This is a genomic window from Algoriphagus aquimarinus (assembly GCF_900112005.1).
Lineage (GTDB): Bacteria > Bacteroidota > Bacteroidia > Cytophagales > Cyclobacteriaceae > Algoriphagus > Algoriphagus aquimarinus.
Genome location: NZ_FOKK01000024.1, coordinates 33,643 through 50,495, shown reverse-complemented (window position 1 = coordinate 50,495; position 16,853 = coordinate 33,643). Strand labels below are relative to the sequence as shown.

Genomic DNA, 16,853 nt, shown 5'->3' with positions numbered 1-16,853 from the left:
CCAGAGCTTTGCGACGGTAAGGATAATGATTGTGATGGTTTGGTAGATGGTGATGATCCAAATGCTATTGGCTTGACTACATACTACAGAGATCAAGATGGTGATGGCTTTGGGAATGCAGCTGATGAGATTCAATCATGTGCTATTCCACCAGGCTATGTAACAAATGCTCAAGATTGTGACGACTCTGACGACACGATCTATCCAGGAGCACCAGAGCTTTGCGACGGTAAGGATAATGATTGTGATGGCTTAATCGATGGGGAAGATCCGAATGCGATTGGATTGACTACTTATTACCGAGATCAGGATGGTGATGGCTTTGGGGATGCTAGCGATACGATTCAATCCTGTAGTACTCCTGTTGGCTATGTGAGCAATGATCAAGATTGTGACGATTCTGATGAATTTATGAACCCTGGTATTATAGGTAGTTGTGACCAAGATCCATGTTCCGAAGTGCTAGAGATAGTAAGTACGTCAGGACCATTGGAACCCAATCAAATCAATACACCAATAAATGTATCGGCCACTGTCAATGGAAATATCCTAGAAGCATATTGGGATTGGGACGATGGAAGCACCTCATTTATAACTGATCCTAATTTATCTTTCGCCGCATCTCATATTTATTCTACTCCAGGAGTCTACCAGATTAGGCTTTTTGTAAAAGATGAATGTGGAAGTGAACTGGTCTACGCTATGGACTTAGCCGTTATTTTTGATCCAGATGGAGGATTTGTGACTGGCGGTGGAACCATATGGTCTCATAAAGGAGCTTACCTACGGGACTTAAATGTAGAAGGAAGAGCAAATTTTGGATTCGTTGCTAAGTATAAAAAAGGCAGTAATAAAGTTGATGGAAATACAGAGTTCCAATTCAAGAATGGTGGTTTGAACTTTAATAGTTCGTCGTACGATGACATGTCTTTGGTAATTGCAGGGTATAAAGCCATATACAAAGGAGAAGGAAGCATTAATGGTCAATCAGGTTATTCATTTATGGTATCTGCAATTGATGGAGGCAAAAAAGATGTGAATGAAACTGATAAGTTTAGAATCAAGATATGGTCAACTTCAACTTCTGAAATTGTATATGACAATCAATATGGAGCATCAGATAAAGAAGAGGCAACTACAGATCTCACAGGTGGAAATATCGTAATTCATAACCCTAAGAAAGGAGCCAATAAGTCGATCAATAATTCTGAATTACTTGTGGTAGAATGGAATACCTCCAATGAAATTCTTCAGAACAAGCTTGATAAGATTGTAGGTGAAATCCCTGGAAAGTCTGCTGTATGGAATATAGAGCAGTACAATCCAGTGCTAGAAGGGATTCAGTTTATCGATGGTTTGTTGCTTGATTCTGACATCTCCTTATTATCAGAGGATGTCCAAGCTTCGATACTTGTGTTGGACAAAGCTTCTCCAAAAACCATAAACCTTTCCAATCAAATTATCCCGATTGATATTAAAGGAGGGGATGTAATTGGAGTTTTGGAAACGGTGGATCCAGCACACGATTATCATACATATGAGCTTGAGACCAATCCTAAGATTTATATTAGTGAGAATAAATTGATTTGGAAAGGCGGAGAACCTGATTCCAACTCACTACTAATCAATGTTTCAAGTATTGATATCGTTGGTAATGTGATTTCCAATGAGTTTGTTCTGTTCCAAGAAAGTATCACGAATTCTGTGCAGGTTTATCCTAACCCAGCTACGAATGAAACAAATGTGAAAGTCGATTTCGCCGCACCGTCTATCGTTTCCTTGAAGGTGTTTGATACATCAGGAAAGCTAGTATTTGAAGAGTCGGGCGATTATGAAAAAGGATTTATCCGAACAATTGACCTGAGATTATTGAGTAATGGAATATATCAAGTGCAGGTTCAGATCAATTTTGAAACAATTACTAAGCGTTTAATTAAAGTGAATTAAGGGAATGATCAACTAGAAATGTGCTTGGGATTTATTCCAGGCACATTTTTTTTTAGTACAACTTTAACATCAACCACCTCCTGGTTGAACTTACAATTAGACTTCTGGATTTTTTTTTAACCCCAATTTTTGACTGGTGGTTTGGGCTAGCTTGCCATTTTAGTTTTCTTTGTAAAAATTACATGACTATGCATATTAACTTGGCTAAGCCTTTTTACGGGCTTTTTCTTTTAATGGTACTTAGCAGTGGAGTCTTTGCCCAAACGGGTAGATTCCAGCAAGCTGCCAACTATCAAATGGACGTCGATATGGACGTCAAAACCAATCAATACAAGGGTACTCAGGTATTGATTTATACCAACAATTCTCCGGATACTTTGCATCGGGTTTTCTATCATCTCTACTTCAATGCCTTTCAACCAGGCAGTATGATGGACGAGAGATCTAGAAGTATCGCAGATCCAGACCGTAGAGTAGGGGATCGTATCAGTAAATTGAAGCCTGACGAAATTGGTTATTTGAGAGTTAGTAGCTTGACCATGAATGGTAAATCTGTTGAATATAAGGAAGTTGGGACTATTTTGGAAGTTGAGCTTGCCGAGCCAATCTTGCCGAATTCAGATGCCAAATTCGAAATGGCTTTCAATGGCCAGGTACCAGTACAGATCAGAAGATCAGGAAGAGATAGCAGTGAAGGTGTGAGATATTCTATGTCACAATGGTATCCTAAAATGTCTGAATACGATGAGCAAGGATGGCATGCTAATCCTTACATAGGCCGAGAATTTTATGGCATCTGGGGAGATTTTGACATCAAAATCACGATAGACAAAACGTTCGTTCTTGGCGGTACAGGTTATCTTCAAAATCCTAACGAGATCGGTCACGGTTATGAAGATAAAGGTGTAAAAGTGGCTCCAGTTAAAGGTGATAAGTTGACTTGGCACTTCAAAGCTCCACATGTTCACGATTTCATGTGGGCTGCGGATCCTAAGTATCGTCACGACAAATTCTTAATGGAAAGTGGTGTAACTGTTCATCATCTTTATATTCCTACAGATGACGTAACGGAGAACTGGGTGAAGCTTATGGACTATACTCCAAAGGCGATTGAGTTTATGTCAAAGCATTTTGGTCAGTATCCATACAAGCAGTTCTCTGTCATCCAAGGTGGAGACGGCGGAATGGAATATCCTATGGCTACCCTAGTGACTGGTGGACGTAATCTTAATGGACTTGTTGGTGTAATGGCTCACGAACTGGCGCATAGCTGGTATCAAGGCGTAATAGCTACTAACGAAGCACTTTATCCATGGATGGACGAAGGATTTACAAGTTATGCTTCTGCGTTAACCATGTCAGCTATTTACAAAGCTAGCGAGGCACCTTTGAGAGGATCTTATTCAGGTTATTACAGATTGGTGAAATCTGGCAAAGAAGAGCCTATGAGTACACATGGTGATCATTATGATACTAATGGAGCTTATAGTTCTGCGGCTTATTCCAAAGGAGCGGTATTTATGGCTCAGATGGGTTATATCATCGGTGAAGAAGCTAGAGATAAAGGAATTCTAAGCTATTGGAATACTTGGGGCTTCAAGCACCCGAATGTGAACGACTTCGTTCGTATTATGGAAAAAGAGAGTGGCCTGGAGTTGGATTGGTACAAAGAGTATTTTGTATATACAACTAAGACTATTGACTATGCGGTGAAGAAAATGACGCCACAAGGTGATCAAACAGATATCACGCTTGAGCGAATTGGCCTTATGCCAATGCCTATAGACTTGGTGATCACATATAAAGATGGTACTTCTGAGATGGTGTATTTGCCTCTAGAGATGATGAGGGGTGATAAAGCTGCTGAAGCTGGTGCTCCAACTCGCGTGATTTCTGAAGATTGGCCTTGGACTAATTTGACTAAGACTATCAGAATCAATAAAAAATCAGACTTGATCAAATCTATTGAAATTGATCCTAGTAAGAGGTTAGCTGATATAGATCAGGATAATAATAAATTGGAGTTTTAAGCTTCACGAGTAGAAAATGAGCATAAAAAAAGGTGACTAATTAGTCACCTTTTTTTGTTTGTGGAATTATCCTTCGTTCTTCTTGTCTTGAACTTCTTTACGGATGTCTTGAGCCATATTTTTCAAGTCCTGCATTCCTTTTCTTACTCGAGTACCAGCTGCCTGATTTCCCTTGTTGTAGAACTTTTCAAAATCGTCTTTAAGAGAATTAACCAGTTCGCTTACTTCACTAAATTTGCTCATAGTAAAAGTGTTTTATTAAAGTTGATGATAAGTTATTTGCAATTCAATATAGCCCAAATACTTGCTAATTCAATTCTAAGGGCATTTTTTTTGAATTATTTTTACTCACCAACAGACATTGCCAACTCGGAATTTTTATATACACCACTAGTTAGTTTTTCCTTAATTGCTGCAAAAGCAGTGATCGTCTCTTCAACGTCCTCAAGTGTATGAACAGCTGTAGGAATTAATCTCAAGATTATCATTCCTTTTGGTATTACAGGATAGATAACTACTGAACAGAATATACTGTAGTTTTCTCTAAGATCTTGAGTCAATGCAGCAGCCTCACCTACAGTTCCGTTAAGTACTACTGGAGTTACAGGAGAATTTGATTTTCCAGTACTGAAACCATTGTCATGAAGTCCTTTTCTAAGTGCTCCTACGATTTTCCAAAGGTTATCCTTCAGTTGAGGTTGAGTTTTCAATAGTTCAAGACGCTTCAACGCACCTGCAACCAATAGCATTGGAAGAGCCTTAGCGAAGATCTGAGAACGCATGTTATATCTCAAGAACATAATAACGTCTGGATCACCAGCGATAAATGCACCGATGCTAGCCATTGACTTTGCAAAAGTAGAGAAGTAAAGATCTACTTGATCCTGTACACCTTGCTCTTCATCTGTACCTGCACCAGTCTTACCCATAGTACCGAAACCATGCGCATCGTCAATTAGCAGTCTGAAATCAAACTTCTTCTTAAGCTCAACGATTTCTTTCAACTTACCTTGATCTCCTGTCATACCGAATACACCTTCGGTGATCACAAGGATTCCTCCGCCGGTTTCGTTGGCAAGTTTAGTCGCTCTTTCTAGCTGCTTTTCGCAGTTTTGAATGTCATTATGAGGGAAAACATAACGCTTACCCAAATGCATTCTAAGTGCATCGATGATACAAGCATGACATTCTGAATCATAAACTACTACATCTTTTCTGTCAAGAAGTGAGTCGATCACAGACATGATACCTTGGTATCCGTAATTCAATAAATAGGCTTTCTCTTTGTTGACAAAAGCGGCCAATTCATCCTCTAGTTGCTCGTGAAGGCTGGTTTGTCCTGACATCATACGTGCGCCCATAGGATAGGCAGCGCCATATTGTGCAGCGGCATCAGCATCAGCTTTCCGTACTTCAGGATGATTTGCTAGGCCTAGGTAATTATTCAAACTCCAGGTTAGAACATTTTTCCCCTGAAATTTCATTCTCGGAGCAATTTCACCTTCTAGTTTGGGGAAGGAGAAATAGCCGTCTGCAAACTCAGAGTGTTTGCCCAAAGGGCCCATGTTCATTTTTAATTTTGCAAATAGATCCAAAGCTTTCGAATTTAAGTGTTAGTGGATTTAATGATCTGTTCATTAAAATCCGCCAAAAATAAAACTTTAATGCCTGCTATGCAAAAAACGTTTTGCGAAACCAACGAATCTTAACAATACTCGGATAATTTTCTTTATTTCGCCTAAACCCAAATTTCTAGCTTTTAATACCAGAGATAATGTCCAAAATCAAAAAACTACTTGTAGCTAACCGAGGAGAAATCAGTTTGCGTATCATGCGTACTGCCCGAGAAATGGGGATTGCTACCGTTGCTGTTTATAGTGAGGCAGATAGACTTTCTCCACATGTTCTTTTCGCAGATGAGGCCGTTTGTCTTGGTCCACCGGCGTCTAACAAATCTTATTTACTTGGAGATAAAATAATTTCTGTTTGCCAAGAACTAGGTGTAGATGCAATACATCCAGGCTATGGCTTCCTGTCGGAGAATGCAGATTTTGCTAGAAAAGTACAGCAGGCTGGATTAATTTTTATAGGACCTTCACCTGAAGCTATTGAGGTGATGGGATCTAAGCTTGCAGCTAAGCAGGCTGTAGGGAAATATGATATCCCATTAGTGCCGGGCACTGAAGAAGCTATTTCTGATATTCCTGTTGCAAAAGCTAGAGCATCAGAAATTGGATATCCTATTCTAATCAAAGCCAGCGCGGGCGGTGGAGGAAAAGGAATGAGAGTGGTAGAGAATGAAGGAGAGTTTGAGGAGCAGATGCAAAGAGCAGTTAGTGAAGCACAATCTTCCTTTGGAGATAGTGCTGTTTTTATAGAAAAATACATCAGTTCTCCTAGACATATAGAAATACAGGTGCTGGGTGATCAGCAGGGAAATATTGTTTATTTGTTTGAGCGGGAGTGTTCCATACAGAGAAGGCATCAGAAAGTCATAGAGGAGGCTCCCTCAGCGGTCGTCTCTCCAGCAATGAGAAAAGCTATGGGAGAAGCTGCGGTAGGCGTAGCTAAGGCTTGTAGCTACTATGGGGCAGGTACAGTGGAATTCATTGTTGATGAACAATTGAATTTCTTCTTTCTCGAAATGAATACTCGCCTTCAGGTGGAGCATCCGGTGACAGAGATGATTACTGGAAAGGATCTGGTTCGGGAGCAAATTTTAATAGCCGAAGGAAACCCACTTTCTTTTACGCAGGATGAACTGAAGATAAACGGGCATTCCCTTGAAGTAAGGGTGTATGCCGAAGATCCTAGAAATAACTTTCTTCCAGATATAGGAAGACTTGAAACCTATAAGCGTCCTCAAGGAGCAGGAATTCGAGTAGACGATGGATTCGAAGAAGGAATGGACATTCCTATCTATTATGATCCGATGATAGCCAAGTTGATCACTCATGCTGAAAACCGTAATGCAGCTATCGAAAAAATGGTACGTGCGATTGAGGATTTTAAAATTGTAGGGATTCAGACTACACTTGATTTTTGTAAATTCGCGATTACACATGAAGCATTTGTGAGTGGAGCTTTTGATACCAAATTCGTGGAAAACTATTTCAATCCCTCAGTGCTTGACCAGAAATTTACAGATTCCGAACTCGAAGTGATTTCAGCCTTGGCTGTAGAGTTTTTTACCAAGAACAAGCCTTCAGGAAGTTTGAAGAATACATCAGCTGACAACACAGAATCGGCTTGGAGAAATAGATTACACTAAAATGGCAGAGATATTACCCTTAAAAGCGTGGCGTTATGCCGATGCTTTAACTCCAAAAATGGAGGAATTGACTGCGCCATTATTTGATGTGGTATCGGCGCGGCAGCGACAGTTGTTGTATGAAAATCCTCTAAATAGTATACATCTCTCTGTTCCTCAGGGGGCTGATCCAGCTAAAAATGCGCTGGAAACCCTTGAAAAATGGAAGTCTGAGGGGATCATTAGCCAGGATTTGAAACCTGGAATCTATGTTTATTACCAATATTTTCGCCTTCCCGGTGAGCATGACGAACGCTGTAGAAAAGGATTTATCGCGCAGATCAAGGCATATGAATGGTCTGATGAAGTTATTCTGAGACATGAGAATACGATTGTATCTGCTGTGAATGACCGTATTGATTTATTGAAAATAACTCAGATTCAGGCGAGTCCAACTCATGCATTATATGAAGATCTGGATGAGCAGCTTGAGAAGTATATGGACGAAGCTATCGCTAACCCTTTGTATGAATTAGAAGATTATCAAGGAGTGAGAGAAGTCATGGCCGTAATACAAGAGCCTGAGATTATCCAGTATTTTCTGGAAGTTTTAAAAGACAAGCAAGTAATCCTAGCAGACGGACATCATCGACTTGAAGGAGCTATAGAATACCGAAAGTCTATGAAAGGAGAATTGTCGGAGCAAAAATGGAAAGGGCATGATTATCATTTAATGTACCTGACAAACACAAGTGGAAATCACCTGAAGATCCTACCGACTCACCGCATGTTTTATGGATTAGAGTTGGCAGCTGAAGACTTGCTGGAAAAGATCAAAGAATGGTTTGATGTGAAAAAATTTGCGGATTCTGAAGAGCTGGGTGGGTATGCTTTTCATAAACCTCATACCTTTGGATTAGTAATGGGAGAGGAGAGCTATACCTTGCAATTGAAAGCAGGTATGATGGGTCATATCAATCTACATTTACCGGAAAGCATAAGACAGCTAGACCTAACCGTCCTACATGAGGTGTTATTTGCAAGAATTTTGGGCATAGCAGTAGCGGAGCAAAGGAACTCAGAGCAGATTGTATATGAACGGAATTTCTCCAGATGCATCCAAGAAGTCCGTTCAGGAAAGGCCAGTTTTGCAGTAATTACCCGTGAATTAGAACTTGACCAAGTTCTCGAAGTGTGTAGAAGCGGCGAATTAATGCCACAAAAATCCACCTATTTCTATCCAAAAGCATTGGGCGGATTGCTTTTCGCCAGTATTAAACAAGATGAATTTGATTTCGACTATGGATCCTTTTTTAAGTAATCTAAGTAATAAGAAAATTATACTCGCCTCTAATTCCCCGAGGCGTCAAGAATTATTAAAGGGATTAGAAATAGAGTTCGAAGTAAAACTGAATTCAGTGGATGAAACCATCCCAAAAGATATTCAAGCTGAGTACGTAGCTGCATACCTTTCCAAATTGAAATCTGAGGCGTTTGTCGATGAGCTTGCTGAGAATGAAATCCTCATCACTTCAGATACAGTAGTAATAGCTAGTGGGCATGTACTAGGCAAGCCAAAGACAGAGGAAGAAGCTTTTGATATGCTCAAAAGTCTTTCTGGCTCTACTCATACCGTGATGACGGCAGTTACGTTGCGGGATAAAACCAGACAAATCACGCTGGAAGATGAGACCATCGTGACGTTTAGATTTCTGGAAGAAGAGGAAATCTGGCATTACATTCATCAGTATAAGCCTATGGACAAAGCCGGGGCTTATGGTATTCAGGAGTGGATTGGATTTATGGGAGTGGAGCGGATCGAAGGTTCTTATTATAACGTGATGGGATTTCCACTTCACTTAGTCTATGCACAATTGAAAAAGTGGTAAATGAATAGGAATTAGTCATTCGACAACATTACTAAAAAAGCCCTGTGAAACTTAATTCACAGGGCTTTTTTAGTAGGATAGCTAAGGGCTTCAATCCTTCGCTAGTTAGTCTTTTTTGATGGCTGTAATTTTACCTTCAACTGGAGCTACTTTGTCACCTTCTTTCAAGTCTTTACTCACTATGAAATAAGGTCCTGAGATGATTTGCTCGCCTTCAGTTAGGCCTTCCAATACTTCAATGTTTTGAAAGTCAGAAATACCAGTTTTGATTTCTTTCAATTTGGCAACTCCGCCATCGTTTACAAATACCAATTCTTTAGATCTTGTGGTTCCTGCCAAAAGCGTGTCTTGCTTATGTTCTCTGGTAGTCACGGCAGCTAGAGGAACTGATAGTGCATTGTTTTTAGAATTAGTAAGGATTTCTACAGAAGCTGTCATTCCAGGTCTGAAAGGATATTTCTTGCCTTCTTCCACTAAGTCTTGGTAAGAATCATTCAGAATTCTGATTTTCACTTTGAACTCAGTAACTGCATCTGAAGATGCCTTTACATTAGCTGTGTTTGCAATACTCGTTACCACACCTTTGAATGTCTTACCAGTGTAAGCATAGGAATCCACATCAATAATAGTGGTGTCACCCAAACTCAATCTTACGATATCATTTTCGTTCACATCTACCCGAACTTCCATTTTAGAAAGATCTGCAATAGTCAACATTTCAGTACCAGCCATTTGCTGAGTTCCTACCACACGTTCACCTTGCTCTACAAGGAGATTAGATACGATACCGTTGACCGGAGAATATACATTAGTCAGTCTTAAGTTTTCAGAAGCTTCATCTACTGAAGCCTGAGAGCTTTTTACTACGAATTCAGATGCACGTACACTTTGCTTTGCAGCTTCTAAGTCTTTCTGCGCAGAAGTGTAGTCTGCCTGTGCTTGCTCAAAGTCAGCATCAGAAATAGCTCTCTGCTCATATAAACTTTTTTGTCTATTGAAGTTTTGCTCCGATTGAGTGAACTGAGCTTCGGATCTTTGCAAAGCAGCACGGGATTGAGAAAGGTTAGCTTCTTGCTGACTGAAATTTGCTCTTGTTCTGTCCAATGCAGAAATAAAGTTATCAGGTCTGATCTTTACCAAAAGCATTCCAGCTGCTACAGAATCACCTTCTTTCACATGTAAAGCGATGATTTCACCAGCTACATCTGGACTAAGATTCACTTCTACTTCAGGCTGAATTTCTCCAGAAGCACTTACTTTTTCTATGATTGATGTTCTTTTTACTTTAGTGACTTCAACTTGCGTTTCTTTGTCTCCACCTACCCAGCCGGCATTTCGAGCGATCACTGCAAAAATGATTAGGACTACTATACCTCCAAGAAGGTAATACAATAGCTTGTTTGATTTCTTATTTGCCATGGTTTAGTTAAGGTTAATTGGATTACCCAGGTAAAAATCAAGAACTTTTACTCTGAAAATGTAAGTGTATTTATCGTAAACAAGTTGAGACTGAGCTGAGAACAGATTGTTTTGAGCTACTTGAAAATCAACAGAATTGATTGCTCCCAATTCAAAACGTTGTTGTGAAATCCTGAAAGACTCCTCTAAGCTGGCGATTCGAGTGAGTGAAGCTTGGTAGGATTGTTCCGAAGCCAAAGCGTTCGTAAATGCCGTTTCGATGTCTTGTCTTAGTTGGTTTCTTGCTTCTAGTTCAGTTACCTCAGCTAGTCTTTTCTGTATAGTTGCTCGCTGAACAGATGCTTTATTGTTCATGCGGGAAAATATCGGAATACTCAATTGTAACCCTGCAGATTGAGAAAAGTTACGATCAATTTGGTCTCCGAATTGGAGTTCATAAAGATCCACATAGTTTGAGCCGAGGTTACCAAATATTGAGACCGTAGGAGAGTATCCAGCTTTGGCAATTTTGATACCGTAATTAGCACTTTGTACACCTAGCATTGCTGCTTTGATTTCAGGCATAGTTTCTACTGCAGTTTGGAAAATAGTCGCAGAAGATTCGGAAACCATAAAGGTGTCGTCAATACTTAATTCAGGTTTTTCGATTTGAAAATCAGGTGAAAAAGGAATTTGAAGAGCTTGAGCTAAACTAAGCATAGATCCATTCAGCGTTGATTTCGCATTAATCAAATCCACGTTGTTAGTAGCAAGTTGAGATTGCAGATCCAGTTGATCTGAATATGGCAACGACCCTGCATTCACCAGTTTGATTGTTCTATCTAACTGATCTTGGGTGGTTTTTAGCTGGTTTTCTGCAATTTTCACCTGCTCCTGATTGAATACCACATTTACATAGAAGTTAATCACATTCAGTGTAATGGTATTTCTGGTAGACTCTATATTATAGAGATTCTGCTCTAAAATAGTTTTAGTCTGATTAATGGTGTTGGTTAACCTTCCAGCATTAAATAAAGTTGCATTGGAAGATGCGTTCAGGTTGATGTTACCAATTCGCTGAGTTTCGAACAAGTTAGTCGCTGGGTTAATGGATCGCCCCCAGTTAAAGCTGCTAGAACCTCCAGCAGTTAAACTTGGATATCTCGCCCCTTGGTTTTGTAAAAGCGTGGCCTCATTGGAAAGTCGGTTTAATTCACTTCTTTTTAACGTTAGGTTGTTTTCCAAAGCAATAGCAACAGCGGTTTCCAGATCTATAGGACCAGATGGAATAACTGTTTCTTGTGCAAAAGTTGAAAAACCAATCCCAGCAGCTAAAGCAAAGCCTAGTAGGAATTTTCTCATGGTGTAAGTAATAGTGTAATTAAAGGTCAATGTCAGGTATATAAATTAGTTCGGTAATCCAGGATAATGATTTTAAGTATTCCAAGGTGATATCCTTGATGCCGGAGTCCATTTCTATTACGTGACAGGCTAGGTCATTTTTCCCTTTTCTGGAAACGGACATGGTGGCAATGTTGGCTTTAGACTGAGCGATCACAGCGGATATAAAAGCTATAGCGCCAGAGATATCCTCAGCTTTGATAATAAGTGTATGATCAGCAGCAGAGAAATTTGCCACGAATCCATCTACCTCAGAGATATTGATCACTCCACCTCCTAGGCTTTCACCCACGACTTCTACGGTCCTATCACCTTTTCTAAGGTTAAGCTTGATCGTATTTGGATGGTGTATGGAAGAATTACCGATTGATTTAAATCGATATGTCAATCCTTTCTCCTCAGCTATATCAAGGGAATTTTTAATATTAGCATCATCTGTTTTGAAATCCATCAAACCTCCGATGATAGCTCGATCACTTCCATGACCTTCGTATGTTCTTGCAAAAGAATTATAAAAAGTGATAGAAGCATCTTCAGGGATTCCTCCCAAAACTCGAACAGCTGCTCTAGCTATTCTCACTACTCCTGCAGTATGCGAGGAAGACGGCCCTATCATTATTGGTCCAATCATATCAAAAACGCTACTTTTATTTGCCATCTGGGTGTAATATTCCAATTTTGATGCTAAGGTAAAATCGTTGCTACGATTTCAAGCAATAATTCATATTTATTGTATTGAATGCACTTTAAGTGGTATCATGTTTACATAGTTTAACATTCTCATAGTTTAACAAAGTGAGAGCCTGACCGATTATGAACAGTTTTATGAACGAAATCGAAACAATCTATCAAAAATCATCTACGAGCGAAACTTGGTTCTGTGAAGCTTATATAAAACTCCCTAACCGCGCCACTAGTTATGGAGATGGGCTATTCGAGACCATGGTTTGGAGTAAGGATCATATACGGTTTTTTGAAAAGCATCTGAATCGTCTCTCAGAAGGAATGGAGTTCTTAGGTATGGATGTCTCGATGATCAATGCAGAGGAATTGATATGTTTTTTGAAAAAAACACTAGCTGGTGAAAGAAAACGCATTCGGTGGAGCGTTTTTCGTGCTGGCGCAGGTAAATATACTCCAGAGGAATCTGCCGTAATTCAGATTCTCCAAATTGCACCAGCGACCATGGTAGCTGAAATTAAACGTAAGGCAGATGTGTCTAAGCATGTTCAACTTTTTGCAAGCCCTTGGTCGAAGTTTAAGACATTGAATGCGCTGCCATATATAATTGCTAATAAAGAGAAAAGTGAGCGAGGATTAGATGAGATCATTCTGTTAGATCATCGCGGCTACATCTCTGAAGCAAGTATTGCCAATATCTTCTGGTTGAAGTCAGGGACATATTTCACACCGTCTTTAAGTTGCGGCTGTATTGAAGGCGTTAGTCGCCAGGTTTTAATCGATTATTTTGAATCGAGTAACATTCCATTGGAAATAGGAGAGTTTACATTGGAAGAGTTGTATGATGCGGAGCAAGTATTTGTTTCTAACTCCTCAGGAATCAGTTATTTAGAGAGTTTTAGAGACAAGAAGTTTTCTACTAATCCTATACAGGATTTGAAACTAATATTTGATTAATTTTAAATAGGTTCATTTTTTTACCCACGTTAATTTGAAAATATTATCTTTATCGGCCTATTCTAATAAGATTAGTCGTTTACCCAAACTAACTGCCCAGAACCTAACCTAACAATTTATGCTTTTAGAACCTTTAGACTTAGCCGTATTTGTCGGCTACTGTCTGCTCATCGTCGGGATGGGTTTATTCGTGTCCAGAGAGAAAAAAGGACACATTAAAGACTCCGCTGATTATTTCCTTGCCTCAAAAGCTCTCCCTTGGTGGGCAGTAGGCGCATCCTTGATCGCTTCCAATATTTCTGCGGAGCAATTTATCGGGATGTCAGGTTCTGGATTTGCACTTGGGCTTGCTATTTCTACCTACGAGTGGATGGCAGCAGTTACACTTTTGGTTGTAGCTATATTTTTCTTACCTATTTATATTAAGAAGGGTATTTACACTATGCCAGGTTTTTTGGCAGATAGATACGATTCACGTGTAAGAACAACCATGGCCGTTTTCTGGCTGTTGCTTTATGTATTCGTGAACTTGACTTCAGTATTGTACTTAGGTGCATTGAGCCTAAACACAATAATGGATATCCCTCTGGGATACGGAATCGCTGGGTTGGCAGCTTTTGCCATGCTTTATTCTATCTATGGAGGTTTGAAAGCTGTAGCATGGACGGATGTAATTCAGGTAGTGTTTCTTATTGCCGGTGGTTTAGCTACTACTTACATAGCACTTCAGATGGTTGGTTCAGGAGATGCATGGGATGGTTTGAATTTACTTCGCAGAGAAGTTCCAGGTCACTTTTCTATGATATTATCCAAAGGAGAAATGATGATCCCAGATGGATCGGGTGGAACTCGTGATGCATACCTGGATCTTCCAGGCATATCTGTTTTAGTAGGAGGTATGTGGATCACAAACCTTAGTTATTGGGGATTCAATCAGTACATCACTCAAAGAGCTTTGGCTGCAAAGAGTTTAGATGAAGCCCAAAAAGGGATGATTTTCGCTGGTTTCTTGAAATTGCTGATGCCATTGATCGTAGTAATCCCTGGAATTGCAGCTTATGTGATCGTAGAAAACGGTATTGATACTGGCTTTATTGACTCGATGAAAGATCCTATTACGGGTTTGATCAAATCTGATAGAGCATATCCTACACTTTTGCATTTACTGCCTGTAGGTCTGAAAGGCCTTGCTTTTGCGGCTTTGACAGCAGCAATTGTATCTTCTCTGGCATCAATGGCTAATAGTACTTCTACTATTTTCACCATGGATATTTTCAATAAGCACTTTGACAAGAATGCAAGCCAGACCAAGCAAGTTCGTGTAGGTAGAATTACAGCAGTTGTTGCATTCGTTATTGCATCTGTAGTAGCTCCAGCCCTTGGGCAGCTCGATCAAGCGTTCCAGTTTATACAGGAGTATACAGGCTTTATTAGCCCAGGTGTATTTGCGATTTTCTTCTTTGGTGTATTCTGGAAAAAAACTACTTCAAATGCTGCGCTTACAGGTGCTGCATTGAGTATTCCACTTTCTGTAGTCTTGAAAATTATTTTCCCTGCTCTGCCATTCATCGATAGAATGGGAGTTGTTTTCTTGATTCTAGCAGCATTGATGATTATTATTTCCTTGGTTGAAGGCAAAGGAAAAGATCATCCAAACAGCATTACAATTGATAAAGAACTGTTCAGCACAAGTACAGCTTTTAAAATTGGCGCTATTTTAATTGCGGGTATTACTGCTGCATTGTATATCGTATTCTGGTAAAAAACACAATAGATGAGACGTTTATTATTAGGGATTGACATTGGGAGTTCTTCTGTCAAAACATCCTTACTTGATGCAGATTCGGGTAAGGCTATACTTTCAAAAGCATTTCCTGAAGAGGAGATGTCTATTGATTCACCTGAAAAAGGGTGGGCAGAACAGGATCCAGAGACGTGGTGGAAGTATGTACAGCATTCTATCCGCTATGTGCTAAATAAGACTTCAGTAAAGAAGGGCGAACTGAAAGGAATTGGTATCGCCTATCAAATGCACGGTTTAGTACTGGTAGATAAGGATCAGAATGTACTGAGACCTTCTATAATCTGGTGTGATAGCCGAGCAGTTGGCATTGGAGAAAAAGCTTTCAGAGAACTTGGTGAAGAGTACTGCTTGAAGAATTTGCTAAATTCTCCGGGGAATTTTACCGCTTCCAAATTACGCTGGGTTATAGAAAATGAGCCAGCGCTTGCAGCAAAAATTCATAAAATGATGCTGCCCGGAGATTTCATAGCGATGAGATTGAGCGGAGATATTGTTACCTCTGAAACGGGTTTGTCAGAAGGGATCTTCTGGGACTTTCAAAAGAATGGCCTGAGTGATAAAGTGTTGGAAAACTATCAGATCTCCAAATCATGGATTCCTGAAATAGTACCTTCTTATTCTATTCAAGGCAGAGTTTCTGCATTTGCTTCCGAAGTTACAGGATTAGAAGAAGGTATTCCTATTTCTTATCGTGCTGGTGATCAGCCTAATAACGCCTTTTCACTTCAAGCCCTAAAACCAGGAGAATTGGCGACTACGGCAGGGACTTCAGGAACCGTTTATGGCGTTTCAGACAAACCGCTTTATGACCCCTTGTCAAGAGTGAATACCTTTGTTCACGTAAATCACTCTGCTGAGAATCCTTCGTATGGAGTGTTACTTTGTGTGAACGGCACAGGTATTCTGAATAGCTGGCTGAAGAAAATCATGGGTGCAGCGCATATAGAATATGATGAGATGAATAATTTGGGCGGTTCCGCTCCGATTGGTTCTGAAGGCTTGACTTTCATACCTTTTGGAAATGGTTCAGAGAGAATTCTTCAAAATCAAAATATCGGAGCGCATATGTTAGGTTTGAATTTGCTCAAGCATGACAAACGTCACATGATTCGTTCTGCACAAGAGGGGATAGTTTCAGCGCTTACCTTTGGTTTCAGGATCATGCAGGACATGGGACTGGATCTTAAAACCGTTAAAGCTGGTAAAGCTAATATGTTCCTCAGCCCAGTTTTCCGCAAAACTTTTGTTCATATGAATAAGGTAGTGTTGGAATTGTACGATACCGACGGAGCGCAAGGAGCTGCCAGAGGAGCTGGTATTGGTGCGGGAGTATTTGCTAATGAGTCAGAAGCTTTCGCTGGATTGGAATTGCTAGAAACAATAGAGCCAAATGAGCATTTTTATGAGCCCTATGAAGAGGTTTATTCTACTTGGAAAAGCCATTTGGAAGCAATCCAAAAAAGTAACTTGTAATTAATTTTCAAACCTATAAATAA

13 protein-coding genes are annotated in these 16,853 nt (G+C 39.9%); 8 read left to right on the top strand and 5 right to left on the bottom strand.

The genetic code is table 11. From position 1 onward, the window contains the following. Together BM291_RS22110 and BM291_RS20275 are read left to right on the top strand one after the other, a co-directional pair. A partial coding sequence (locus tag BM291_RS22110; RefSeq protein WP_175499754.1) for a MopE-related protein occupies window positions 1-1,947 on the top strand: 1,947 nt, incomplete at its 5' end. Between the two features lie 188 nt (window positions 1,948-2,135). Next, entirely contained in the window at window positions 2,136-3,977 is a 1,842-nt protein-coding gene (locus BM291_RS20275; protein WP_092901294.1) for a M1 family metallopeptidase, read from the top strand. Window positions 3,978-4,043: 66 nt separating this feature from the next. Here the strand turns inward: BM291_RS20275 and BM291_RS20270 are convergent, their stop codons facing one another. Together BM291_RS20270 and BM291_RS20265 are read right to left on the bottom strand one after the other, a co-directional pair. Then, on the bottom strand, window positions 4,044-4,220 hold the full coding sequence (locus BM291_RS20270; RefSeq protein WP_092901279.1) for a histone H1: 177 nt from the start codon (window positions 4,218-4,220) through the stop codon (window positions 4,044-4,046). A 101-nt stretch (window positions 4,221-4,321) separates the two neighbouring features. Then, window positions 4,322-5,572, bottom strand: coding sequence for an aminotransferase class I/II-fold pyridoxal phosphate-dependent enzyme (locus tag BM291_RS20265; RefSeq protein ID WP_092901276.1), 1,251 nt, complete (start codon window positions 5,570-5,572; stop codon window positions 4,322-4,324). Window positions 5,573-5,751: 179 nt separating this feature from the next. On the opposite strand from BM291_RS20265, the gene BM291_RS20260 reads away from it, so the two are divergent. Genes BM291_RS20260 through BM291_RS20250 form a run of 3 tightly spaced genes read left to right on the top strand, consistent with a single transcriptional unit; the run spans window position 5,752 to window position 9,116 of the window. Further along, a complete protein-coding gene (locus BM291_RS20260) occupies window positions 5,752-7,248 on the top strand; it encodes an acetyl-CoA carboxylase biotin carboxylase subunit (RefSeq protein ID WP_092901273.1) in 1,497 nt (498 codons plus the stop codon). 1 nt (window position 7,249) lies between these two features. Beyond that, complete coding sequence (locus BM291_RS20255) at window positions 7,250-8,548, top strand: DUF1015 domain-containing protein (protein WP_092901270.1); 1,299 nt, start codon at window positions 7,250-7,252, stop codon at window positions 8,546-8,548. Further along, window positions 8,529-9,116, top strand: a complete 588-nt coding sequence (locus BM291_RS20250; protein WP_092901291.1) for a Maf family nucleotide pyrophosphatase — start codon at window positions 8,529-8,531, stop codon at window positions 9,114-9,116. The genes BM291_RS20255 and BM291_RS20250 overlap by 20 nt, the downstream gene beginning before the upstream one ends. A 105-nt stretch (window positions 9,117-9,221) precedes the next feature. On the opposite strand, the gene BM291_RS20245 is transcribed toward BM291_RS20250, so the two are convergent. The 3 genes from BM291_RS20245 to sdaAB are packed head-to-tail and all read right to left on the bottom strand — an operon-like array spanning window position 9,222 to window position 12,573. Beyond that, window positions 9,222-10,535, bottom strand: a complete 1,314-nt coding sequence (locus BM291_RS20245) for an efflux RND transporter periplasmic adaptor subunit (RefSeq protein ID WP_092901267.1) — start codon at window positions 10,533-10,535, stop codon at window positions 9,222-9,224. Window positions 10,536-10,538: 3 nt separating this feature from the next. Further along, complete coding sequence (locus BM291_RS20240; RefSeq protein WP_092901264.1) at window positions 10,539-11,876, bottom strand: TolC family protein; 1,338 nt, start codon at window positions 11,874-11,876, stop codon at window positions 10,539-10,541. Window positions 11,877-11,895: 19 nt separating this feature from the next. Then, window positions 11,896-12,573, bottom strand: a complete 678-nt coding sequence (gene sdaAB, locus BM291_RS20235; RefSeq protein ID WP_092901261.1) for an L-serine ammonia-lyase, iron-sulfur-dependent subunit beta — start codon at window positions 12,571-12,573, stop codon at window positions 11,896-11,898. A gap of 167 nt (window positions 12,574-12,740) precedes the next feature. Here sdaAB and BM291_RS20230 point away from each other — a divergent pair, with 167 nt between their 5' ends. The 3 genes from BM291_RS20230 to BM291_RS20220 all read left to right on the top strand — a co-directional run bounded on the left by BM291_RS20230 (window position 12,741) and on the right by BM291_RS20220 (window position 16,830). Beyond that, the gene (locus BM291_RS20230; RefSeq protein WP_175499753.1) at window positions 12,741-13,553 is read left to right on the top strand and encodes an aminotransferase class IV; all 813 of its coding nucleotides are present in this window, start codon (window positions 12,741-12,743) and stop codon (window positions 13,551-13,553) included. Window positions 13,554-13,671: 118 nt separating this feature from the next. Next, window positions 13,672-15,315 carry a sodium/sugar symporter gene (locus tag BM291_RS20225; RefSeq protein ID WP_092901255.1) on the top strand — a complete coding sequence of 548 codons (1,644 nt, stop codon included), beginning with the start codon at window positions 13,672-13,674 and terminating at the stop codon, window positions 15,313-15,315. Between the two features lie 12 nt (window positions 15,316-15,327). Further along, a complete protein-coding gene (locus BM291_RS20220; RefSeq protein ID WP_092901252.1) occupies window positions 15,328-16,830 on the top strand; it encodes a xylulokinase in 1,503 nt (500 codons plus the stop codon). Window positions 16,831-16,853: the final 23 nt, after the last annotated feature.

Bases quoted from the DNA above. Each gene is read 5' to 3' on its own strand.
- BM291_RS20250 (WP_092901291.1), top strand. From the start codon at position 8,529: ATGGATCCTTTTTTAAGTAATCTAAGTAATAAGAAAATTATACTCGCC.
- BM291_RS20230 (WP_175499753.1), top strand. From the start codon at position 12,741: ATGAACGAAATCGAAACAATCTATCAAAAATCATCTACGAGCGAAACT.
- BM291_RS20220 (WP_092901252.1), top strand. From the start codon at position 15,328: ATGAGACGTTTATTATTAGGGATTGACATTGGGAGTTCTTCTGTCAAA.
- BM291_RS20255 (WP_092901270.1), top strand. From the start codon at position 7,250: ATGGCAGAGATATTACCCTTAAAAGCGTGGCGTTATGCCGATGCTTTA.
- BM291_RS20245 (WP_092901267.1), bottom strand. From the start codon at position 10,535: ATGGCAAATAAGAAATCAAACAAGCTATTGTATTACCTTCTTGGAGGT.
- BM291_RS20225 (WP_092901255.1), top strand. From the start codon at position 13,672: ATGCTTTTAGAACCTTTAGACTTAGCCGTATTTGTCGGCTACTGTCTG.
- sdaAB (WP_092901261.1), bottom strand. From the start codon at position 12,573: ATGGCAAATAAAAGTAGCGTTTTTGATATGATTGGACCAATAATGATA.
- BM291_RS20270 (WP_092901279.1), bottom strand. From the start codon at position 4,220: ATGAGCAAATTTAGTGAAGTAAGCGAACTGGTTAATTCTCTTAAAGAC.
- BM291_RS20240 (WP_092901264.1), bottom strand. From the start codon at position 11,876: ATGAGAAAATTCCTACTAGGCTTTGCTTTAGCTGCTGGGATTGGTTTT.
- BM291_RS20260 (WP_092901273.1), top strand. From the start codon at position 5,752: ATGTCCAAAATCAAAAAACTACTTGTAGCTAACCGAGGAGAAATCAGT.
- BM291_RS20275 (WP_092901294.1), top strand. From the start codon at position 2,136: ATGCATATTAACTTGGCTAAGCCTTTTTACGGGCTTTTTCTTTTAATG.